Below are 23,346 nucleotides of genomic sequence, written 5' to 3'. Positions count from 1 at the left end.
AGGCGTGCGGCAATGCAGCATAACCATACGCATTCGCATGGTCGACCTTCGCCAGTTAGAATCCGGGTCCCACCCCCCGAACCGGTTGCAGTCCAGGACCGGACGTTCCCCGTTACTGTGAGCCGGCCAGCGGCCGGCACTACAAGGATCGAGCAGCAGATGAAAATCCTCGTCGCGTACAAGCGCGTGGTGGACTACAACGTCCGCATTCAGGTCAAGCCGGACGGTTCCGGCGTGGTCACCGACGGCGTCAAGCTGTCGCCCAACCCCTTTGACGAAATCGCGCTGGAAGAAGCCCTGCGCCTGCGTGACAAGGGCATCGCCACCGAAGTCGTGGTCGCCACCATCGCCCCCGCCGACGCCCAGGCCCACCTGCGCAACGGCCTGGCCATGGGCGCCAACCGCGCCATCCACGTGGTCACCGACCAGGCCATCCAGCCGCTCACCGCCGCGCGCACCCTGCTCAAGCTGGTCGAGAAGGAACAGCCGGACCTGGTGATCCTGGGCAAGCAGGCCATCGATGACGATGCCAACCAGACCGGGCAGATGCTGGCCACGCTGTGGGGCCGCCCGCAGGCGACCTTCGCCAGCAAGCTGGACATTGCCGACGGCAAGGCCACGGTCACCCGTGAAGTCGACGCCGGCCTGGAAACCCTGGAAGTGGATCTGCCGGCCGTGGTCACCACCGACCTGCGCCTGAACGAGCCGCGCTTCATCAAGCTGCCCGACATCATGAAGGCCAAGGCCAAGCCGATGGAGACCCTGCAGCTGGCCGACCTCGGCGTGGACGCCGCCGATACCTTCAAGACCACCCAGTACGCCGCGCCGGTCAAGCGCAGCAAGGGCGTGATGGTCAAGGACGCGGCCGAACTGGTCGCCGCACTCAAGCAGAAGGGGTTGCTGTAATGACCAAGATCCTCGTTGTTGCCGAACACCATGACGGCAAGCTCAACGCCGCCACCGCCAAGACCGTCAGCGCGGCCGCCGCGATCAGCGGCGCCAGCATCGACGTGCTGGTGCTGGCCGCCGACCCGGCCGCCGTGGCCGCCGAGGCCGCGCAACTGGCGGGCGTGGCCAAGGTGCTGACCGTGGCCAACCCGGCCAACGCGCAGGCGCTGGCCCAGGTACTGGCGCCGCAGATCGCCGCGCTGGCCACCGGCTACACCCACGTGTTCGGCCCGTCGACCACCTTCGGCAAGGACCTGATGCCGTGCGTGGCCGCCCTGCTGGGCGTCAACCAGGTGTCCGACCTGATGACCGTCGAAGGCAGCCACAGCTTCAAGCGCCCGATCTACGCCGGCAACGCGATCATCACCGTGGAGGTCCCGGCCGACCAGATCGTCGTGGCCACCGTGCGTGCCGCGTCCTGGCCGGAAGCGGCCAAGGGTGGCAGCGCTGCGGTTGAAGCGGCCAGCGTGGAGGCGACCCTGCCGTCGCACACTCGCTTCATCGGCCTGGCCGCCGGTGCCACCGACCGTCCGGACCTGCAGAGCGCCAAGCGCGTGGTCTCCGGCGGCCGTGGCGTGGGTTCGGAAGAGAACTTCAAGGTGATCTTCCAGCTGGCCGACAAGCTCGGTGCCGCCGTGGGTGCCTCGCGCGCCGCCGTGGACGCCGGCTACGTGCCCAGCGACCTGCAGGTGGGCCAGACCGGCAAGATCATCTCCCCGGAGCTGTACGTGGCCGTCGGCATCAGCGGCGCCATCCAGCACCTGACCGGTATCAAGGATGCCGGCACCATCGTGGCCATCAACAAGGACCCGGATTCGCCGATCTTCGAGATCGCCGACATTGGTCTGGTGGGCGACCTGTTCACCCTGCTGCCGGAGCTGGAAGCGGCGCTTTGATCCACACTGTCCGCTCCCTCCAGATAGGTGCCTGCCGTGATCGGCTGCGATGAAACCGCGGTGAGTGGCCTTCCAGGCACGCCCCCCGACGTGTCGGTGGTCGTGCCTGTGTACGGGTGCGCCAGTTGTCTGGAAGATCTTGCCGACCGGGTAGGCGCCAGCCTGTCCGGTGCGGGCCTGACCCACGAGCTGATTCTGGTGGACGATGACAGCCCGGACAACGCGTGGCGCCGCATCTGCGAGATCAGTTCGCGATCGGCCGCCGTGCGGGGGCTCAGGCTGTCGCGCAATTTCGGCCAGCACGCCGCCATCAGCGCCGGGTTGTCCCGCGCGCGCGGGGCGACGGTGGTGGTCATGGACTGCGATCTGCAGGACGTTCCGGAAGAGATTCCCGCGCTGCTGGCGGGCCTGGATGGCGAACACGAGATCGTGCTCGGCCAGCGCATCGAACGCCAGGACAGTTGGCTCAAGCGCTCTGGTTCGCGCCTGTTCTACCGCACGCTCGGCTGGCTCACCGATACCCGCTATGACGCCTCGACGGCCAACTTCGGGGCGTACAGCCGGAAAGTCGTGGATGCGATGAACGGCATGCCCGAGATGGACCGGTTCCTGCCACTGATGGCACGTTGGACCGGGTTCCGTACGCGCGCCATCCCGGTGTCGCACGGACGGCGTACCGAAGGCCAGAGCGGCTACAGCCTGCGCAAGCTGATCCAGATGGCCACCCGGATCGTGCTGTCCTTCTCGGACAAGCCGCTGCGGCTGGTCATGTCCCTCGCGTTCGCACTGGCCACAGTGGGCGTGTGCATCGCGCTGTTCGCGATGCTCCGCTACCTGGCCGGTGACATCCAGGTGGCCGGCTTCACCAGCATCCTTGCCTCGGTCTGGCTGGTGGGCAGCTTCATCATGGCCAGCCTAGGCGTGGTCGGGCTTTATCTGGGCCGCATCCATTACGAGACCAAGCAGCGGCCGGCCTTCATTGTCTGGCAGGACACCTGGAAGGACGCGGCATGAATGCCGTCTCCGGCCTTGTACCGGCCGCCCTGGATTCGGCCCGTTTCGGCATCCTGGTCGAGCGCGCTGCGTTCGACGAGGACACCGCCCTGTCCACCATCGTGGCGGCTGTCGCACGCTCGGCGGCCGACCTGATCATCCTGCGCACCGCCGCAGGACGCTCGGACATCGCCACCGCGCTGCAGCAGCAGGGTGAATTCGTCATCCATGCCGACACGCTGGTCTACCACGGCATGCCATTGGCCGCCGGATCGGGTGCGTTGGCCCCCAATGTCCGTGTCGCCACGGCCGCCGACCGTGACGCGATCGCCCTGATCGCCGCAGCCAGTTTCCAGGGCTACCGCGCCCACTACGCCGCCAACCCCCTGTTGCCCCAGGACAAGGTGCACGCCGGCTACATCGAGTGGGCCCAGAGCCGGCTCGACGACACCCCCGACCGCGCCGCCACCTGGGTGGTCACCGACGGCGGTGCCATTGCCGGGTTCGCCACCTGTGACCGGCATGGCGACACCGTCGACATCGTGCTCAATGCGGTCCACCCCGATTTCGAGCGCCGCGGCCACTATGGGCGCCTGCTCGGCCACCTGGCGCATCACTACGCGCAACAGTCGCTGCAGCGCCTGATCATCTCGACGCAGGTCTGGAACTACGGCGTACAGCGGCAATGGGCCAAGGCCGGCCTCCGGCTGTACGCTGCACTGGACACCTACCATCTGGACCGCAGGTTGGCGCGATCGAGCGCGTTGCGCCGACCATGATGCCCCTCTTTCCGCAGGCACGTCCCGTCACCGGGGCCTGCCTGCCGCCCTTTTTTTCCAGGCGCCTTTCTGCATGAGCTATGTATTCATCGGCATGACCATCCTGCTGACTGCTTACGGACAACTTGTCCTGAAGTGGCAGGTGGGACTGCACGGCCATCTTCTGGCCAGCCCGATCCAGCCCCTCAACCTGCTGCAGCTGCTGCTGAAGCCGTGGGTGATCTCGGCCTTCGTGGCCGCCTTCGGCGCATCGCTGTGCTGGATGGCCGCGTTGAGCCGCATGCCGCTCAGCCGTGCCTATCCGTACATGGCGATCAATTTCTTCATTGTCGCCCTGTTCGCCGCGGTGCTCTTCCGCGAACAGCTGGACGCCTACAAGATCGCCGGCACGCTGATTATCATGCTGGGCGTGGTCGTCCTGTCCCGATCCGTCGCCTGACCCGCCCCGACACCTACCCTGAGAGCCATCGTGATTCCATTCAACAAACCATTCATGACGGGTAGCGAACTGGAGCACATCGCCCAGGCACATGCCAACGGCCATCTGTCCGGCGACGGCCCGTTCACCAAACGCTGCCACGCGTGGCTTGAGCAGAACACCGGCGCGGCCCGCGCCCTGCTGACCCACAGTTGCACTTCGGCCCTGGAAATGGCGGCACTGCTGCTGGATCTGGAGGAAGGCGACGAGGTCATCATGCCGTCGTATACCTTCGTTTCCACGGCCAATGCGTTCGCGCTGCGTGGCGCCATTCCGGTGTTCGTCGACGTCCGGGCCGACACGTTGAACCTCGACGAACAGCTGGTCGAGGCAGCGATCACCCCGCGCACCAAGGCCATCTGCGTGGTGCATTACGCGGGCGTGGCCTGTGAGATGGACACGATCATGGACATCGCCGCGCGGCATGGGCTGGTGGTGGTGGAAGACGCGGCGCAGGCCATCATGTCCACCTACAAGGGGCGCCCGCTGGGCACCATCGGCGAGCTGGGCGCGCTCAGCTTCCATGAAACCAAGAACATCATTTCCGGCGAAGGCGGCGCCCTGCTCTGCCGCGACAGCACCTACGCCGAACGCGCCGAAATCATCCGTGAGAAGGGCACCAACCGCAGCCGCTTCTTCCGCGGCCAGGTCGACAAGTACACCTGGGTGGACGTGGGCTCCTCGTTCCTGCCCGGTGAGATCACCGCGGCGTTCCTGACCGCGCAGATGGATGCGGCCCGGCAGATCACCGACCAGCGCCTGGCCATCTGGGACCGATACCACGCCTGGGCCGAAGCCCATGAGCGCGCAGGCACCGTGCAGCGTCCCAGCGTACCGGCCGACTGCACGCACAACGCGCACATGTACTACCTGCTACTTCCCTCGCTGGAGGTGCGTACCCGCTTCATCGCCGAGCTGAAGCAGCGCGGTGTGCAGAGCGTTTTCCATTACATCCCGCTGCATTCGTCGCCGGCCGGGCTGGAACATGGCCGCTGCGGTTCGGCGATGCCGGTTACCGACGACATCAGCGCGCGTCTGGTGCGCCTGCCGCTGTGGGTGGGCGTGGAACAGCAGATGGACACGGTCCTGCAGCACGCCGACGAGGCGCTGCGCGCCGCCCTGGCCTGACCCCGGTCAGCGGCGGGTGGAACGGCCTGCCTGCGCCCACCCTTCCGGGGCCGGGGCGCAGGCATCACGCAAGCTGAATACAGGCGAGTACGCGGGCCGGGCAGGCTGACGCGCCCTTACGGGGCCTGTCGCTATAATCGACGGTCACCCCAAAAAGGACTTCTTTGATGACGCTTCCCTGCTTCAAGGCCTATGACATCCGTGGCCGGGTGCCCGAAGAACTCAACCCGCCGCTGGCCAAGCGCATTGGTGCAGGAACCGCCACGCTGCTGGGCCCGGGCCCGGTGGTGTTGGGCTACGACATCCGCCTGAGCAGCCCCGAGCTGCACCAGGCGCTGGCCGAGGGCTTCCGTGCCTCGGGCCGCGACATCATCGACATCGGGCTGTGCGGCACCGAGGAAGTCTATTTCCAGACCTTCCACCGGCAGGCCGCCGGCGGCGTGATGGTGACCGCCAGCCACAACCCGATGGACTACAACGGCATGAAGCTGGTGCGCGAGCAATCGCGCCCGATCAGCGGCGACACCGGGCTGTTCGACGTGCGTGACTACGCCGCCGCCGACACCCCACTGCCGACCGACGGCAACGGTCAGTTGCGCCGGGACACCGAAAAGAGCGCCTACATCGAGCACCTGCTGGGCTATGTGGACCGCAGCGTCCTGAAGCCGCTGAAGATCGTGGTCAACGCCGGCAACGGGGGCGCCGGCCTGGTGATCGACCAGCTTGCGCCGCACCTGCCCTTCGAGTTCATCCGCATCCAGCATGAGCCCGATGGCAGTTTCCCCAACGGCATCCCCAACCCTCTGCTGCCGGAAAACCGCGCCGCCACCGCCACCGCCGTGCGCGAGCATGGCGCCGATTTCGGCATTGCCTGGGACGGCGATTTCGACCGCTGCTTCTTCTTCGACGCGCAGGGCGACTTCATCGAGGGCTACTACCTGGTGGGCCTGCTGGCCACCGCGCTGCTCAAGCGCCACCCGGGCGGCAAGATCATCCACGACCCGCGCCTGACCTGGAATACCGTGGAAATGGTGCAGCAGGCCGGTGGCGTGCCGATCATGAGCAAGACCGGCCATGCGTTCATCAAGGAGCGCATGCGCGCCGAAGACGCCATCTACGGCGGCGAGATGAGCGCACACCATTACTTCCGGGAGTTCGCCTACTGCGATTCGGGCATGATTCCGTGGCTGCTGATCGCCGAGCTGGTGTCGCAGACCGGCACGTCGCTGGGCGATCTGGTCGCCGACCGCATGCAGGCATTCCCGTGCAGCGGCGAGATCAATTTCCGCGTCGACGATGCCAAGGCCACCGTTGCCCGCGTGATGGCCCATTACGCCAGCGAGCAGCCGACCCTGGACAACACCGACGGGGTCAGCGCCGAATTCAAGGACTGGCGCTTCAACCTGCGCAGCTCCAACACCGAACCCCTGCTCCGCTTGAACGTGGAGACCCGTGGTGACGCCGCCCTGCTGCGCACCCGTACCGACGAGCTGACCGCCCTGATCGGCGGCAGCGCGGCCCAACACTGATCCAGGACGCATCCATGTTGCCCATCGTTCCCGTCATCCTCTCCGGTGGTTCCGGCACCCGCCTGTGGCCCGTCTCGCGCGAGGCCTATCCGAAGCAGTTCCTGCCGCTGGTCGGGGAGGACACCATGCTCCAGGCCACGTGGAAGCGCGTTGCGCAGGTCGCCGGTGCCGCGCCGATCGTGGTGGCCAACCAGGAACACCGTTTCATGGCCGCCGAGCAGCTGCGCGAGTGCAATGTCACCCCGCAGGCGCTGATCCTCGAACCGATCGGCCGCAACACCGCCCCGGCGATCGCCATTGCCGCGCTGCAGGCAATGGCCAACGGCGATGACGCGCTGCTGCTGGTGTTGCCGTCGGACCACGTGGTGCGCGATGAAAAGGCGTTCCACGAGGCGGTCAAGCAGGCCGCGGCCGCCGCGCAGACCGGCAAACTGGTCACCTTCGGCATCGTGCCGACCGCACCGGAAACCGGCTACGGCTACATCAAGGCCGCGGCCGGCCAGGGCGTGCGCGCGGTCGAGCGCTTCGTCGAGAAGCCGAACCTGGAAACCGCCGAACAGTACGTGCGGTCCGGCGAGTACTTCTGGAACAGCGGCATGTTCCTGTTCAAGGCCTCGCGTTACCTGGCTGAGCTTGAAGCCCTGCAGCCGGCGATCCTGGCCGCCAGCCGTGCCGCGCTGGACAAGGCGTCGCGCGACAGCGACTTCATCCGCCTGGATGCCGACGCCTTCGCCGCCAGCCCGAACGATTCGATCGATTACGCGGTGATGGAAAAGACCGCCGATGCGGCCGTGGTGCCGCTGGATGCCGGCTGGAACGACGTGGGCTCCTGGTCGGCACTGTGGGAAGTGTCGGACAAGGATGCCTCGGGCAATGCCTGCCACGGCGACGTGATCGCGGTCGATTGCCGCAACAGCTATGCCTACGGCAGCCGCCTGATCGCCATGGTCGGGCTGGATGACGTGGTGGTGGTGGAAACCGATGATGCGGTGTTCGTGGGCCACAAGGACCGCGTGCAGGACGTCAAGGAAATCGTGGCCCGGATCAAGCGCGACGGCCGCAGCGAAGCAGCCGCGCACCGCAAGGTCTACCGCCCGTGGGGCGCCTACGACTCGATCGACAACGGCGCCCGGTTCCAGGTCAAGCGCATCACCGTCAAGCCGGGCGCCACACTCAGCCTGCAGATGCACCACCACCGGGCTGAACACTGGATCGTGGTCAGCGGCACTGCCGAGGTGACCCGTGGCGAGGAGGTCATCCTGCTGACCGAAAACCAGAGCACCTACATCCCGCTGGGCGTTACCCATCGCCTGAAGAACCCGGGCAAGCTGCCGTTGGAGCTGATCGAAGTGCAGTCGGGCAGCTATCTGGGCGAAGACGACATCGTGCGCTTCGAGGACAGCTACGGCCGGGCCTGAGCACGCGCGCGGGTAGTTGGCAGTCCCTCAAGACCCCGCTTCGGCGGGGTTTTCTGCATCTGGTGGGCGTGCATCGGTCTGGCATGCCGCAGTCGCACTTGCGTGGCCAGCTGCAAGTGCAGGACTATCAGCAGTCAGGATGGTCATTCCGGCCTCCCGCCACCCCGTACCTCGAGAGGTTAGCCATGGCCCAGAAGACGACCGGCCTTCACGCAATTCTCTCGGCCCCGTGGGCCTACGACCTGCTGCAGAACATCCTGGGCGCACAGAAGGCACGCAAGCGCCTGCTCAACGACCATGCGCGGCCGGGGCCCAACGCGACCATCCTGGATATCGGGTGCGGGACCGGCGAGATCGTCCCCCACCTGCCAAAGGGAGCTGGCTACCACGGCTTCGACCTGTCCCCGCTTTACATCGAATCGGCCAACCGCCGCTTCGGCAACCGCGCCACGTTCCACTGCATGGACATTGCCGACTACCAGCCACAGGACGGCGACGAACTGGCCGACGTGGTCCTGGCCGTCGGCATCCTGCACCACCTGGACGACGACATCGTGGTGAAGTTGATGCAGTCGGCGCGCAGCAAGCTCAAGCCCGGTGGGCACCTGGTCACCATGGATGGCACCCTGGTGGACGACCAGTCGTCCCTGGCACGCAACCTGATCCTGCGCGACCGCGGCCAGAACATCCGCACGCCGGACGCCTACCGCGCCTTGGCGGAGAAGGCATTCCAGGACGTCAAAGTCACCGTTCGCCACGACATGATCTACGTTCCCTACACCCATTGCGTAATGGAGTGCCGCGCCTGAGGGCGAACGATGCCTGAGCGCGCGTCAGCCACGGGGGGCTGACGGCGGCATCGTGCAACAGCGCCGCGCGGGGAAGCGCGGCGACACAGAGCAACCTGAGCAAGAACAGCACTGCCAGATGATGCCCGGGTTGGGTGAGACCCGGTAGAGACCAAACGTGGTTCTTCCTGCGGAATCGACCTGTGAGCAGAGCATCGATGCATTCGACTGCGGTACCGCACGTGCGCGGGGAAAAGCGCTGGCGCGCCGGTGTGACCGGCTTCCTGACCCGTGAGCGCGGGCGCACCGCAGTGGCGTCGGTGCTGCTGGTGATCAATGTGGTCCTGCTGATCACCTACCTGTTCGTCAGCTACAAGGGGATCTTCCACTCCGATTCGGCCGTCAAGAACCTGCTCGCGCAGGAAATGCACGATACGGCGCGTTTCTTCCCGCCGGGCTGGAACTACGTCAACAAGGACCTGATGGTCCTGTTCGGCCAGCTGGGCATCTTTCCCCTGCTGTTGTTCTTCGACAACAGCTACACGCTCTATGCGATCTCCAGCAGCGTGGTGGCCCTGCTCATTCTGGCCAGCGCCGGCTGGTTCACCGGGCTGCTGGACGGCAGACCCTGGCAGCGGGTGCTGGCCGTGGCCGTGCTGGCCGGCGGCATCTCGGGCGGCGTCGCGGAGGATGTGTTCGGACAGGCCGCCTACGGTGCGGTGGTGATGTTCACCTGCCTGGTCACGGTGCTGGCCTGGAAGGTCATGAGCACCGCGATGGCGCGGCGCGTTCTGTGGTGCGCCCTGCTCTTCGGGCTGGTGACCCTGATCACCTGGAGCAATCCGCAGCGGTCGGCCGCGTCCTACCTGCTGCCGCTGTTCTGTGGGCTGGCCGCCTACGCCTGGGGCGGGGAGTGGAAGCAACGCCTGCAGCGCTGCGTGCCGGTTGTCCTGGCGGCCCTGGGTGGCTTTGCCGCAGGCGCGGTTCTGAGCGCGCTCACGCTGACCCGGGTCAACAACAACGCCGGTGCGGGGGCCGCACGCTGGCTGAGCTTTGACGGGATGGCCGCGAACGTGGTGCACACCGGGCATGCGCTGATGGGCCTGCTGGGCGGCGTGCCGGTCGGCGGTGGCAGCGTGACCACCGCGGCCGGACTGTATGCCGCGGTGAGGCTTCTGGCGGCCCTGGTGCTGCTGGTGATGATCGGCCGGAGGATCGTGGTGATGTGTGCGGGGCCCGGCGATCGCGCGCGTTTCGTGGGCGGGCTGCTGGCGGGACTCTCACTGTGCTTCCTGTTCCTGCAGGCCACCACCACCATTCCCGACATCAACGACCCGGTCAGCGCGGCACGTTACCTGACGCCGATGGTCGTCCTCGGGGTGCTGGCGGTGGTCTGCTCGCCGCTGGATGCCGCCGCGCCGCTGCGGTCGCTGCTGGTGGTGGGCATGAGCCTGCTGCTGGCCACCAGCAGTGTGGTGTCCTTCAATCCCGGGTCGATGATCAATCCGGGCTGGCAGAATCCGCAACGCGACGCGCTGGTCGCCGAGCTGAAGACCCTGGGGCTGCGCTACGGCTATGCCAACTACTGGAACGCCGGGTCGCTGACCGTGCTGAGCGGCAGCGAGATCCGGATCCGCCAGATCATCATTTCCAGTGGCCTGCCCCTGCCCATGCGCCATCTGTCATCCGATCGCTGGTACGAACCGGAGGCGTGGCAGGGCGAGACCTTCCTGCTGCTCAATGACACCGACATGGCCGCGATGGACTGGAGTGCCATGACCCGGCATGCCGGGGCGCCGATCCGAGAATCGCGGGTCGGCAACCTGCACCTGTACGTCTTCAAGCACAACATCGCGCGGGACCTGCCCAACTGGAGCAATGCACTGAACGCGCCGTACCGCCTGTCGGCCGCACCTGACAGCGCGAAGATGGTCGGCCGCTGGGTCGATGCGGAAGGCGCGCTGCGAACACGGGTGGGCGAGTCCGGCTTCCTTCAGTACGGCCCGTACCGGCCGCTGCGTCGCGGCACCTATCAGGTGACCTATGACGTCACCGGCAGCAGCGAGCCGACGGGACAGGTGGTGGCCGTTGTGGATGTATCGGTTGCCGGCGGCACCGGCATTCTGGGGTCCGCGGAGGTTCGCGCAGACGGCCAGACCACGCATACGGTCCAGTTCCGCCTGGATCAGCCGGTCACCGACCTTGAACTACGGGTCATGGCAACGGGCAGCGGCGAGGTGGCGTACAGAGGACTCACGCTCTCGGCCCGGTGAAACACCCTGCGCCAGCGCCCCGATGGGCGCTGGCGAGGGGCGCGATCAACGCGCGGACAGTGTCACGCCCTTGTAGGTGACCTCGCCGGTGCCGTTGGCAACCACGCGCATCTCCAGGGTGGCCACGGGCTTGTCCAGGGTGAACTCGATGGTGTGCTGGGCAGTGCCGTCGCCGCGCACCTCCGCCACGCCCATCACCTGCGCCCCGCCTTCGGCGACCACATCCACGACCGCCACCACCTGCTGTGCAGGATCGGCCTGGCCGGCGACATCGAACGTGACGCTGTAGCGTCCGCGGCCAAGCAACACGTAGGGCCCGAACTGAAGGTAGCCGGACTCGCCGGGCATGGCCTTCAGCGACTGGGTCGAGTCGACCCAGCGCCCGACCGTTTTCGACCCGTCCGGCCCGGCGTTGATCCGCAGCGGCTTGCGCAGCACCGCACTCCAGCCGGGAACATCCAGGGCCAGGTTCTGCTTGAACACGAACACCTGCTTGTCACCGATCCTGGCCTGCCGGATCGGCTGGCCGGCATAGTGGGTCAGCGTGCCCCAGTTGATCGACGCCGCTTCGGTGTCGGTCAGCAGCAGGAACGTCTCGCCCTGCCAGGCTTCCGGCTCGTACCAATGGTCTGACGAAAGGTGGCGCATCGGAACCGGCAGACCGTTGAACACCTCGACCTGCCGGATCTTGACGTCGCCGCCGCTCAGGACGGTGAGCGCACCGGCATTCCAATAGGTGGCATACCCATACTTCAGCCCCATGGCCTTCAGCTCGGCCACCAGCGCATCACGCTGCGGGTTCTGCCAGGCGGGGTGGATCATCGAGCCCGGGTTGAAACGGACCACGCTGTTGGTGGCCAACAGCAGGCTGAGTCCCACCACGAGCAGTGCCCCCAGGCGGGACGCGCTCTGGAGCGGCGAGCAGATCACCAGCAGCAGCGCCAGCGTGGTCGCCGGGGCCAGATAGCGGGCCACGCTGACCGGGTCGTTCATGTCGGCCACGGTGGTGGTGACGTGCAGGAACAGGAAGCACGCGGCCAGACCTGCCACCGTCCCGCCCACGAAGCGTGCCTGCGGGCTGGCACTTCGGCACAGCGCAACGACCTTGCGCCCCATCAGCACCAGCAGGATCACCGCGGCAAGCAGCCGCAGCGCCGCGTAGATGCCCGGCGCGCTGATGACATTGCCGCCACCGGCCGGCACGCCGCCCAGCAGGGCCACCAGGCCGTGGGCGGTATGCACGATGTTGGTGGCCATCGCGTTGAAATCGAGCCAATGGGCTGCGCCCACGCCCGCATTGTTGTTGACCTGCGTCAGCGTCCATACGCTGAGACCGGCGCCGATGACGAACCCGAGCACGGTGGCAGCCACCACCGGCACAGATGCCCGCAGGCGCGGCTTCCAGTCCCCGCCCCACAGGTAGGCGGCCAGGCCGCAGTACAACGGCAGCAGATAGGTGGCCGCGGCGCGTTGCGGATTGCTCCACGTGCACAGGGCAACCAGGACGAACAACAGCGCCCACCACACCGGACGTCGCTGCGGCAGGGCCGTCATCGACTTCCAGGTCAGCACCGTGATCAGACAGCTGAGCATCAGCAGGATGCCGTATGCCGCCTGGCCGAAGATGTCTTCCTCGATGCCCGCCGAGACGCCGCCGGCCAGCACGGCCAACGCCAGCACACGTTGCCAGGTACTGCCCCCGAGCAGCCCGGTAAACCACCAGACACTGCCCAGGATCAGCACGGCCACTGCAACGCCGGTCACCGCATAAAGCGTGTAACTGCCTTCGTAGAAGAACTGAAGCGGCCACACGCCGAGCTGGGCGAACAGGATCATCAGATCCTTGTTGACGTAGTTCCAGCCCGCCGGGAAGAACCGGCCGGTGTCGTGCATCTCCTGCGCCAGCAGTACGCGGACCGCCGAATCGGAGTGGAAGATGCCCTTGTAGCTGACGAAGAGAAACACCACCAGCAGGACGAAATTGATCGCCAGCAGGAAGGCCGCCAGCAGGGTGCGGCGGCGGTCATCGCACAGGAACTGCCCAGCCCGCAGGAGGGCGTCCGGCCAACCGCGTTGTTGGGCGGGGGCAACGTTCAATGGAGATTGGCTCACGGGGTGCTTCCGTACATCCAGGACAGGGTGGAGGCGAAGTCGAACGCGGGCATCTCACCGACCTTGGCCAACACCTTGTCGTTGGAGCCGCGCAGCGATTTGACTTCGTTGCCGCGCACAAAGGCGGGGTTCACCCGCACCTCGATGGTGTAGCCGGCGAGTGCGTTGAGCGTGTCGATCACCTGCTGCAGCGACCACTCCACGCCGGAGCAGATGTTGTACACCTCGCCAACGCCCGGCGTGGCGAGCAACCGCGCGTACAACTCGGCAACCCAGCGCACATCGTAGAAATCGCGCGACACGTCGATGTTGCCCAGCTCGATCACCGGCGCGCGACGCTTGAAATGCCCCACGATCTTGGGAATCAGGAACCGTTCGGACTGCCCTACCCCGGTGTAGTTGAACGGCCTGACCACGGTGATCGGCAACCGGTCCTTCCACAGCGACGCCATCGCCTCCATGGCCATCTTGCTGACGGCATAGTCATTCTGCGGCGACAACGGCGCGTCTTCGCCGAGCACACCGCCCACGTTGCCATACACGTTCGCGCTGCTGGCCAGCAGTACATGCGCCGGCAGCGTCGACAACCCGGCAAGGGCCTCGAGCAGGTTGCGCGTGCCTACGATGTTGACCCGGTAGATTTCATCGGCATCCCCATGGGCGACAAATGAGATCGCCGCCAGGTGGATGACATAGGCCGGCTGCAGCGCCTCAAGGGCGGCCTGCAGCGCTGCGCGATCGAGCAGGTCCACCGACGCGGTGCCCGACGGGCCCGCGTGCGACCCCAGGGTCACCACCTCGTACCCATCGGCCTGCAGCCGCTCGATCACGTAGCGTCCGGTGAAGCCGGACGCCCCTGTGATCAGGACACGCTTACCGGGGATCTCAGAAGGAGAAACCACGTTCGTTCCTCTTCAGGTCCGCCTCAACCATCATCTGGCACAGCTGTTCCAGGGTGGTCGTCGGCTTCCAGCCCAGCACGCGCGCGGCCTTCTCCGGGTTGCCGATCAGCAGGTCGACTTCGGCCGGGCGGTGGAACTTCGCATTGATGCGCATCACCGTCTTTCCGGTGGCCGTATCGACCGCGGTTTCGTCCTGGTCCTTGCCACGGAACTCGACGTCGATGCCCGCGCCCTTGAAGGCCATCTGCACGAAGTCGCGCACGGTCTCGGTGCGGTTGGTTGCCAGCACGAAGGTATCGGGCTGGTCGACCTGCAGCATGCGCCACATGCCTTCCACGTATTCCTTGGCAAAGCCCCAGTCGCGCTTGGCATCCAGGTTGCCCAGCTCCAGGCAGTCCAGCTGGCCGAGCTTGATCTTGGCCACCGAGTCGGTGATCTTGCGGGTCACGAACTCACGGCCGCGCAGCGGGCTTTCGTGGTTGAACAGGATGCCGCTGGAACCGAAGATGTCGTAGCTTTCGCGGTAGTTCACCGTGATCCAGTGCGCGTAGAGCTTGGCCACGCCATACGGGCTGCGCGGGTAGAACGGCGTCTCTTCGATCTGCGGGATGGCCTGCACCTTGCCGAACATTTCCGAGGTCGACGCCTGGTAGAAGCGGATCTTCGGATTGATCAGGCGGATCGCTTCCAGCAGGTGGAGCGCGCCCACGCCGGTGATCTGTGCGGTGGTGGTGGGCTGTTCGAAGCTCACGCCCACGAAGCTCTGCGCGGCCAGGTTGTAGATCTCGTCCGGCTGGATCTTCTGCACCATCGAGATGGTGGTGCCCAGGTCGGTGAGGTCGTACTCGACCAGATGCAGGTTCGGGTGGTTGAGCACGCCCACTTCGTCCAGGCGCCAGAAGTTCACCGAGCTGGTGCGACGGTACGTGCCATGGACCTCGTAGCCCTTCTCAAGCAGCAGTTCGGTCAGGTAAGCACCGTCCTGACCCGTGATACCCGTGATGATTGCCTTCTTCATGATGTGTTTTCTTCTTCAATGATTGATACGGTTTTGGCAGGTCGGTCCCTGCTGCAGATCCGGCAGCAAACGGGAGCGACGTTCTCTACGCGCCGGGTGGCTGCGCAGCGAAGCCGCGCGCCCGGACCCCCAGCGAGCCTGGCAGTAGGCTGAAGCGGGATATTCTGCCACGGGTCTTCACATTCCCCGCGACACGCCCATCACAGCCTGCAGCACCGGCCCGCCCTGCCAGTGTCCGCTGTAGCAGCGCCGGCCCGGTTGCCGTCGCGATACGGTGGTCGAGCACGTTATCCAGCGTGCATCCTCGGTGCCCAGTCATCCCAGTTCGCCTCCTGCACGCCGGTCCAGCGCAGATGCCGGCGCGCCACGCTGTCCACCGCCTGCGCGCCGGGCATGCCGAGCAGCAGGTCACCCGGTGCTGCATCCACGGGATCATCGGCCAGCATGTCGTCAGGACAGCCCAGCAACGCCAGCGTTGCCTTGCGCGCGTAGTGGTAGACGCCGTCACCGCGGCAGGTCACCGGCTCGATCCGCCAGCCTGGCGGCGGCGCCAGCAGCAGCACGCGCAGTCGCTCCAGCGCGTTCTCGTTGCCGGCCGCACTCAGCGCATCGATATCCACCAATGCCTGGGGGCAGGTCGACGCCGCCGGGAAACTCCAGGCCATGGCCTGGCCAAGCGCGGCTTCATCCACCATCCCGCCGCCGTGGGCCAGGTAACGACCGAGCGAGGTAACCAACGCCTGCGGTGACGCCTCGGCAGCGGCATGGAACGCTTCGATGGCCTGGTGGTACGCCTCTGCGCATCGACGCGGCCCGTGGACGTCGAGCATGAACGCCCGGGCGTCGGCGGACAGGCGCGCGCGCAGCGCGTCATCGCGGTAGAGCGTGACCAGTGCATCCTGCAGCGACGCATCGTCGAACGCATCGGGCAACTTGATGACGACATGGTCCGGCAGGTCGGCCATGGCGCCGTTGGCATTCACCACCGTGGCCAGCCCATGGTTCATCGCGTCCAGGACCGCAGCCGACGTCTCGCCGCGCGAGAAGGTCCGCAGCTGCACGGCAACGTCGCCGGCCATCAGGTAGCGGCGGAAATCGTCCCGCTCGGCGAACCCGGTGATGTGGATACGCTTGCCTGCCGGACTGGACTGGATGCTGCGCTCGAGCGCATGGCCGTAGTCGTTCGGATCGGCCTGGCCGACGAAGACCAGGTGGCACCGCTCGTCCTTGGCCAACGGTGACGCCAGCCACGCGTCGACAAGGCGTGCGTTCTGCTTGGATGGCGCCATGAAGCCGAAGCTGCAGACCACGAAGGCGTTCTCAGGCAGGCCCAGCGCTGCGCGTGCAGCACGGCGCTCGGCCGTCCCGGGGAACGCCGGCGCACGCATGAGGGGAACCTCACGCCACGACGCCGTATCGCCGCACGGGTAGTACTGCTGGGCCATCCGCCGCGAAACGGCGGAATGGACAACCACGCCCTGCGCAGCAGACAGCACCGTGAAATTGCACGGATAGTCCTGCATGAGCTGTTCGTGCTGGCGGTCGGCCTTGGCCGGCATGGGCACGTAACCATGCGAGCGGTACAACGCCTCGTTCCACGTGCCACGCATCCCCATGGCCAGTTCGCGGTAGGCGAACAGGCCACTGAGGAAGAAATCGTGCAACACCACCACGCCCGGCACCCGCTCCAGCATTTCCACCATGTGGGCGTGATACATCGAGTTGCCGAAATGGTAGATCACCCGGTCGTAGCCGGCGCCGTGCGCCTGGAACCACGCCAGATCACGCACCCGCGCCGTGCCCTCCACGGCATGGTCGTCGATGCCGGGCTGGGTGAGGATCACATCGATCTCATAGAAGCGCGCCAGCTCGGGCACCAGCTCGGCACTGTAGTCGGCGATCCCGCTGCGCTCCGGCGGCATCGGCGAAACGTAGGCCAGGCGCGGGCGCGGGGCCGCAAGCGGACGCTCACAGCATGCCTCCATGGCCGCGATGGCCTTGATGGCGCTGGCATCCCAGGAGAACTTCAGCGCCTGCACCGGCGCGTGCGCAAGCAGCCGCGCGCGGAAGGCCTCGTCGGTCAGGCCCTGCGCCATCTTCTGCATGATGGCCAGATCGTCATAGGGGTCGAACAGGGCCTCTTCCAGGCCGATGACCTCCGGCAGGCTGGACGTGGCCGCACCGATCACCGGCGCACCACACTGCATCGCCTCCAGCGCGGGCAGGCCGAATCCTTCATGCCAGGACGGGAACACGAACAGCCGCGCGATGTTGTACAGCGCCACCAGGTCCTCTTCCGGCACGAATCCGGTGAGCACCACTTCGTCCTCGCGCAATCCACAGTCGCGCATGAGGGCGGTCAGCAGGCGTCGCGGCTCTTCGTGCACGGAGCACACGATGGCCAGCTGATGCGCCGATCGCACGTTCTTGGGCAACTTCGCATAAGCGCGGATCAGCCCTTCAATGTTCTTGCGATGGTCGATGCCGCCGGTGTACATCACAAAGGGACGCGTCAGCGCGTACCTGCCACGGACAGCCGCCTCGTCCAGGGCATCGGCACCCAGGCGCTGGAAGCCCTCGTCGATGGCGGAAGAAATATTGACCACGCCGTCGGCATCGAAGCCGAGATGGTCCACTGCCTCCTGCGCGGCCGATGCGGAGATGCCCAGCAGCAGGTCGGCCCGCCGCATCTGCGCGATCTTGCCGTGATACCAGCGCGCCATCACCGGGTTGTCCAGGTAACGCTTGCGGTAGATCAGCGGAATCAGATCGAACAGGGTCACCGCGGTGCGCATCGGGGTACTGCCAACGCCGATGCTGGTGATGGCAGGCTCGCCCAGCCCTTCAAACAGACTGGACACATGCACGATGTCCGGCTTCAACGCCTGCAGGAAGGCTTCACGCAGGCGATCATCCACCCCATCGTCACCGACCAGTCCGGCCGTGCGCACAGGCAGCCAGATGTGGAAGCGGTCCGCCGGAAGCGTGTCACCGAACGCCTTGATGATGGGCTCGATGCTGTCCTCGAAGCGGCCATTGAGCACGACATGGATCTCATGGCTGCCCGCATTGCGCACCATGGCCAGCGCCAGCGACAACGAATAGCGGCCGATACCACGGAAGCGGCTGCCGGACTGCGCCCCCTGAAGGTCGATTACGATGCGCACTTAGGCCTTCGCTCCTACCACTGCATGGCGCAGGCGCAGCAAACGCTGCCTTGCCTGGGCCGAAACATCCGCCGGCAACGGCTCAGCGAGCAGTTGCCGGAGGGCCGTTGAATCCACCGCCGTGATCGCCTGCGGGCCCGGGTGAATCACCGTCGGTCTGCCCAGGGCGGCACCATGCCAGGCGCGAAGGCGCGCATCCAGCGCCGGCATCGACGCCAGGACGTTGCCCGCCGTACGCCGGAGCCTCGGCGAGCGCGACGCACGGCGAAGGACGCCGAAGACGACCCGCTTCACTGCCGGCTTGAACGCCTGCACCCCGTGCCGCGCCAGGCTGACCGGCGCCTTGGCGACGGCGCGCAGCACGCGCGACAACACCCGCAGGGGCGCCGTGACGATCCACGAGGTGCTGTTATGGATGATCGTGAGATCGCCATGCAGCTTGGCCACCTGGGACAGCGCGAGGTCGCGCTCGTCGGAGACCTGTGCGATGGCCGCCGCCACTGCCTCGGCCGCGGCGGCCTTGGTCTGCATCAACTCGTCCTGCAGGCGACCCGCATGGCTCATGGCCCATGCCTGGTCTGCCAGCAGCGCCTTCTGCCGCTCGCTGGCGTCCAGCCGCTGCTGCAGCATGCGCAGCTCGAACTCCGTATTGGCCTGTTGGGTGCTCGACAACACGTCCTTGGTCTGCGCCAGCTCGGCGGATATCCGCGCCAGGTCTTCTCCCCTGCGTGCCGCTTCGCCGTGGGCGACGGCGGCATCGAGGTTCAACTTGGCGGCGAAGGTGGATGTGGCGGTGCCGGCCAGTTGGAAGCGGTCGAATACGTTCGGCCCGACGTGGAAGGCATCGGCCAGCTCCGGGTGGGCGTCACTGACGTAGAAGCGGTTGAGGCCGTCGAAATACACGAACAGGTAGCCCTTCTCGACCACCAGCGCGTCCCACTCCTCGTAGTTCTGTTCCTGGCTCATGGGGCGCGTGCTTTCGATCACCAGCACCCACGGGCGCAAGGGGCCATGCCAGCCCTCCAGGACCTGCTTTTCGGCACCTTCGACGTCGATCTTCAACCAGTGGACATCGCCTTCGACGATCGCCAGGACCTGATCGAGCGTGACCACCGGCACCACGACGCGGGTGACGTCCCGGCCGTCGCGCTCGTAGCCCTCGGCAAGGTCTTCGCGCGAGGTGCTCAAGCCGGTGCCGGACATCGCAAACAGGGCACCGATCCCTTCTTCGGCACCGACCATCACCTGCATCACCACGTCACCCGGCCGCTCCTTGCGAAGCTGGTCCGCATAGAACGGCATGGGCTCCACGTGCACGCCCTTCCAGCCCTGCTCATGGAAGGCGCGGCTGACCGAGTCCTCGTAGGCGCTCTGCGCACCGACGTCCACGTAGTTGCCTGCCGGCACGTGACCCAGTGCGCGCCAGAGGATCACATCCTCGAAATTCTGCGCATAGGAAATGATGCCGTCCTTCATGCGATGCCCCCCTTCGCAGGCACATGCTGGGCGGTACCCCGTTCGATGACGAAATCGCCATCAAGCCACGTCGTACCGATGAACACGTCCCGATCCACATTCACCACGTCGAAAACCAGCAGGTTGTCGACCCATTCGTAATTGTTCTCAAGATGGTTGTCCCCGCTCACCAGCGCCGGCGAGACCGAATAGGACCCCGGGCCGAGCGTGCAGGTGAACGGAAGCGAGAACACCACCGTCTCGCCGGCAGCCAGCCCATGCTCCACCTGTTTGGTATGCCAGGTATTGGTGCCCCAGACCACGTGCCCATACTTGTCGCGGACCATGTAGCCCAGCACCAGCCGGTCCACCGGCGCGTGCACGCCGGCAACCAGGCGAAGCTCCACCTTCTGCCCCACCGTGGCGACCTGGATCGGGTTGCCCTGCGCATCCAGCAGTGCCAGTGAATTGCAGGTCACTTCGCGCGTGCCACTGCGCGTCAGCATCCAGCCATCCGCTTCGCGATGCTGCTCGATGTTGAGCGAGGCATTTTCCTTCTTCGCCACCAGCGCGTTGTAGTAGTCCACCACTTCGTCCGGCGACCCATCCTTGAGCACGCGGCCAGCGTCGAGCAGGATCACGCGATCGCACAGCGTCTTCACTTCGGACATGCCGTGGGAGACGAACAGGATCGACGTGCCCTGCTCGCGGAAGGCCCGGATGCGGTCGAAGCTCTTGTGCTGGAAATAGGAGTCGCCCACCGACAACGCTTCGTCGACGATGAGGATGTCCGGCTTGAAGGCGGTGGCGACGCTGAAGGCCACGCGCATCTGCATGCCGCTGGAGTAGGTGCGGACGGGCTGGTCGAAGTAGTCGCCGATCTCGGCAAACGCTTCGATCGCCGGCATCGCCTCCAGCACCTGGCTTATCTCGTAGCCCATCAAGCCAGCGGCATGGGTGGCGTTCTGGCGACCGGTCAGCTCGGGGTTGAAGCCCATGCCCAGTTCAAGGATGGCGGCAATGCGCCCGCGCCGGCCCACCTGGCCGACGGTGGGCCGCACGGTGCCTGTCACGATCTTGAGCAGGGTGCTCTTTCCTGCGCCGTTCTGACCGATGAGGCCAATGGCCTCGCCCGGCCCGACGTGCAGGTCGATGTCCTGGAGCACCCAGTGCTCATCGGTGGGACGGGCGGGAATGCCAAACCAGGAGGCCACCCGCTTCCATTCGCTGCCCCAGGTCCGGTAGGACTTGCCAACGCCGGAAAGTGTCAGTTCGCCGCTCATAGTGCATCCACCATTTCAGGCGAGGCCCGCCGGAACACGATCATCGCCACCAACGCAGCGGCCAGGGTAAAGACGGTCAGCACCGCCAGCTCGCGCAGCATTGGCGGCTTGCCGAACACAAGCACGTTCTGATAGCTGGCCACCAGCGGGTACAACGGATTGAGCTTGAAGAACTGCTGCACGCGCTCGGGCAGGATGTTGATGCTGTAGACCACCGGGGTGAGCCAGAACAGCGCCTGCAGGACCACCGGCACCACCTGCCCGATGTCGCGCATGAACACATTGAGCGAGCCAAGCAGGATGCCCACCGACATGGACAGCAGCAGCGTCAGCAGCATCAGCGGCGGCAGCCACAGGGCCTGCGCGTCCGGCAGATGGCCCAACGCGGCGAAGACCCCGAAGATGGCCACCATCAGCAGCACGTTGGTGACCAGCATCTGGCCGGCCGCGATCAACGGCAGGCACAGCCGCGGGAACGCCATCTTCTTCATCAGGTTGCCATTATCGATGAATAGATTGGTGCACTTCTGCAGCGTTTCAGAGAACAGCGTCCAGCACAGCTGCCCGGCCATCAGGAAGATCGCGTACGCATACTTGTTGTCGATGCCGGGCAGCTTGGCAGCCAGCACTTCGGACAGGATCAGCGCAAAAATAAGCACCTGGGCCAGTGGATGGATGATCATCCACAACCCGCCCAGTTTGCTTCGGATGAAGCGCGACCGCAGGTCGTTCTTGATCGATGAGAGGATGAAGTGGCGGTAAGCCCACACCGCACGTAGAAGTTCTTTCATGACACCCTTTGTTGGGAATGCCGGTCGCCCGGCAAGGAAATGCGTTCAAGCAGGTGGGTGATGGCGCTGCGCAGGCCCGATGCGCACGCAGCCGATGACAAGGTCTGATGGATATCCGTACGTGCCTGCGCGCCCAGCGCCCCGGCCAGGGCCGGCTCACCGCGCACGCGGCGCATGGCAAGGGCGGCCTGGTCGATATCGGCGTCGGCCCAGCGCGCACGGGGATCACCCGGGTAGTCGCCAGGCTGCACCGGCACCAGCTGCGCATCAACCAGCAGGCTGTTATGCGCCGTCATGAAGTCCAGGTTGCCCGACCACGCCGTGGCGATCACCGGCTTGCCGATGGCCATGCATTCGGCCATCCCCAGCCCCAGTCCTTCGCTGCGATGCAGGGACACAAAGGCGTCGCAGCACCGCTGCAGCGCGGCCACATGCGCAGGGGCGATCAGGTCGTCACGCACCTGCACGCGGTCGTCGGCGCCGGCAAGGGACAGCAGCGTCTGCAGGTGCTCCGGATGGCGGTGCCCGTGGCTGGTCTTGAGCAGCAGGCGCACCGAACGATCGGCGGGCGGAAACGCCGCGCGGAAGGCCGCAATCACCGCACCGGGATTCTTGCGCTGCATCCACGAATTGAAGTCGAAACTGTACAGGAACAGGAAAGACGCCTCTTCCAGTCCAAAATCGCTGCGTTGCAGGCCGCTATCCACCGCTGCGTGCATCGGTACCGGTACGTGGAACAACGGCGTACTGCACGCGCGGGCAAAGGCATCCTGGATGAACTGCGTCGCCACGACGATGCCATCCACGCGCGCGATATCCGGCTGCCATGCCTCGGGAATCGCCTCCAGCTCCCAGAACCAGCTGGCCAGCAGCGGCTTGCCCTGCAGGCGCGCGGGACCGATGCGGTCGAGCACCTCGGAAAAATCATCCGGATTGGTACAGACCAGGTTGACGGCGTGCGGGGCAGACGCGTCGTGGTAGCGGGCCAAATGTGGATCGGCGCCGTTGCCCGGGGCACCGATGTCCACCAGTGCGACGGGCACGCCGCTGCCTGCCAGGGCGCGCGCATACGCACGCGCCACTTCGGCCAGACCGAACTCGCCCGAAAAATGGCCGAACACGTTCAACCCGGGCGCACCGGGTTCCGATGGACGAACCGTCGGCGCGGCCGGCCGCTGGATGGGCTGCGACCAGGCCGGCGTGCGGACGAAGCGCAATTGCTCCACCACGCTGCCGGCCATCGCCGAGGACACCTTTTCGCGCCACGCCCGCGGCAGCGGGCGATACAAGGCCCGCACCAGACCCTGGCTGCGCAGCCATGCCGACAGCCGCAACCAGCGACTGCCTGTCGGCACAGGTGCCGCCATCACGGCGATCCGGAGGCAGGC

18 protein-coding genes are annotated in these 23,346 nt (G+C 66.1%); 10 read left to right on the top strand and 8 right to left on the bottom strand.

What is annotated here, in order from left to right:
* The first annotated feature begins 159 nt into the window (after positions 1-159).
* From ACZ0AE_RS02620 to ACZ0AE_RS02575, 10 genes are all read left to right on the top strand, one after another.
* Positions 160-906, top strand: coding sequence for an electron transfer flavoprotein subunit beta/FixA family protein (locus ACZ0AE_RS02620; RefSeq protein ID WP_038690629.1), 747 nt, complete (start codon positions 160-162; stop codon positions 904-906).
* Complete coding sequence (locus ACZ0AE_RS02615; RefSeq protein ID WP_038690631.1) at positions 906-1,844, top strand: electron transfer flavoprotein subunit alpha/FixB family protein; 939 nt, start codon at positions 906-908, stop codon at positions 1,842-1,844. Before ACZ0AE_RS02620 ends, ACZ0AE_RS02615 begins: the two co-directional genes overlap by 1 nt.
* 60 nt (positions 1,845-1,904) lie before the next feature.
* Positions 1,905-2,858: a glycosyltransferase family 2 protein gene (locus ACZ0AE_RS02610; RefSeq protein ID WP_463600327.1), complete on the top strand. Its 954-nt coding sequence runs from the start codon at positions 1,905-1,907 to the stop codon at positions 2,856-2,858.
* Entirely contained in the window at positions 2,855-3,616 is a 762-nt protein-coding gene (locus tag ACZ0AE_RS02605) for a GNAT family N-acetyltransferase (RefSeq protein WP_463600326.1), read from the top strand. Before ACZ0AE_RS02610 ends, ACZ0AE_RS02605 begins: the two co-directional genes overlap by 4 nt.
* On the top strand, positions 3,552-4,055 hold the full coding sequence (locus ACZ0AE_RS02600; protein ID WP_463602052.1) for an EamA family transporter: 504 nt from the start codon (positions 3,552-3,554) through the stop codon (positions 4,053-4,055). Before ACZ0AE_RS02605 ends, ACZ0AE_RS02600 begins: the two co-directional genes overlap by 65 nt.
* A 30-nt stretch (positions 4,056-4,085) precedes the next feature.
* A complete protein-coding gene (rffA, locus tag ACZ0AE_RS02595; RefSeq protein WP_463600325.1) occupies positions 4,086-5,222 on the top strand; it encodes a dTDP-4-amino-4,6-dideoxygalactose transaminase in 1,137 nt (378 codons plus the stop codon).
* 167 nt (positions 5,223-5,389) lie between these two features.
* Positions 5,390-6,751: a phosphohexomutase domain-containing protein gene (locus ACZ0AE_RS02590; protein ID WP_463600324.1), complete on the top strand. Its 1,362-nt coding sequence runs from the start codon at positions 5,390-5,392 to the stop codon at positions 6,749-6,751.
* Between the two features lie 14 nt (positions 6,752-6,765).
* Complete coding sequence (locus ACZ0AE_RS02585) at positions 6,766-8,169, top strand: mannose-1-phosphate guanylyltransferase/mannose-6-phosphate isomerase (protein ID WP_463600323.1); 1,404 nt, start codon at positions 6,766-6,768, stop codon at positions 8,167-8,169.
* A gap of 185 nt (positions 8,170-8,354) precedes the next feature.
* Positions 8,355-8,978, top strand: a complete 624-nt coding sequence (locus ACZ0AE_RS02580) for a class I SAM-dependent methyltransferase (protein ID WP_159495664.1) — start codon at positions 8,355-8,357, stop codon at positions 8,976-8,978.
* A 197-nt stretch (positions 8,979-9,175) separates the two neighbouring features.
* Positions 9,176-11,230, top strand: a complete 2,055-nt coding sequence (locus tag ACZ0AE_RS02575) for a hypothetical protein (RefSeq protein WP_463600322.1) — start codon at positions 9,176-9,178, stop codon at positions 11,228-11,230.
* A gap of 45 nt (positions 11,231-11,275) precedes the next feature.
* Here ACZ0AE_RS02575 and ACZ0AE_RS02570 read toward each other — a convergent pair whose 3' ends face one another.
* The 8 genes from ACZ0AE_RS02570 to ACZ0AE_RS02535 all read right to left on the bottom strand — a co-directional run bounded on the left by ACZ0AE_RS02570 (position 11,276) and on the right by ACZ0AE_RS02535 (position 23,325).
* Complete coding sequence (locus tag ACZ0AE_RS02570; RefSeq protein WP_463600321.1) at positions 11,276-13,342, bottom strand: hypothetical protein; 2,067 nt, start codon at positions 13,340-13,342, stop codon at positions 11,276-11,278.
* Positions 13,339-14,244, bottom strand: a complete 906-nt coding sequence (locus ACZ0AE_RS02565) for an NAD-dependent epimerase/dehydratase family protein (protein WP_463600320.1) — start codon at positions 14,242-14,244, stop codon at positions 13,339-13,341. Before ACZ0AE_RS02565 ends, ACZ0AE_RS02570 begins: the two co-directional genes overlap by 4 nt.
* Positions 14,228-15,262, bottom strand: a complete 1,035-nt coding sequence (gene gmd, locus ACZ0AE_RS02560; RefSeq protein WP_159495660.1) for a GDP-mannose 4,6-dehydratase — start codon at positions 15,260-15,262, stop codon at positions 14,228-14,230. Before gmd ends, ACZ0AE_RS02565 begins: the two co-directional genes overlap by 17 nt.
* Before the next feature lie 287 nt (positions 15,263-15,549).
* Entirely contained in the window at positions 15,550-18,429 is a 2,880-nt protein-coding gene (locus ACZ0AE_RS02555; RefSeq protein WP_463600319.1) for a glycosyltransferase, read from the bottom strand.
* Positions 18,430-19,905: an FkbM family methyltransferase gene (locus ACZ0AE_RS02550; RefSeq protein ID WP_463600318.1), complete on the bottom strand. Its 1,476-nt coding sequence runs from the start codon at positions 19,903-19,905 to the stop codon at positions 18,430-18,432. It lies immediately after the preceding gene.
* Positions 19,902-21,167 (bottom strand): ABC transporter ATP-binding protein, encoded by a 1,266-nt coding sequence (locus ACZ0AE_RS02545; protein WP_463600317.1) that lies wholly within the window; start codon positions 21,165-21,167, stop codon positions 19,902-19,904. The genes ACZ0AE_RS02550 and ACZ0AE_RS02545 overlap by 4 nt, the downstream gene beginning before the upstream one ends.
* A complete protein-coding gene (locus ACZ0AE_RS02540) occupies positions 21,164-21,958 on the bottom strand; it encodes an ABC transporter permease (RefSeq protein ID WP_354285168.1) in 795 nt (264 codons plus the stop codon). The genes ACZ0AE_RS02545 and ACZ0AE_RS02540 overlap by 4 nt, the downstream gene beginning before the upstream one ends.
* Positions 21,955-23,325 carry a glycosyltransferase gene (locus tag ACZ0AE_RS02535; RefSeq protein ID WP_463600316.1) on the bottom strand — a complete coding sequence of 457 codons (1,371 nt, stop codon included), beginning with the start codon at positions 23,323-23,325 and terminating at the stop codon, positions 21,955-21,957. Before ACZ0AE_RS02535 ends, ACZ0AE_RS02540 begins: the two co-directional genes overlap by 4 nt.
* Between the last annotated feature and the right edge of the window lie 21 nt (positions 23,326-23,346).

Source organism: Stenotrophomonas sp. AC248, from assembly GCF_979258185.1.
This window is presented reverse-complemented; position numbering and strand designations above follow the sequence as displayed.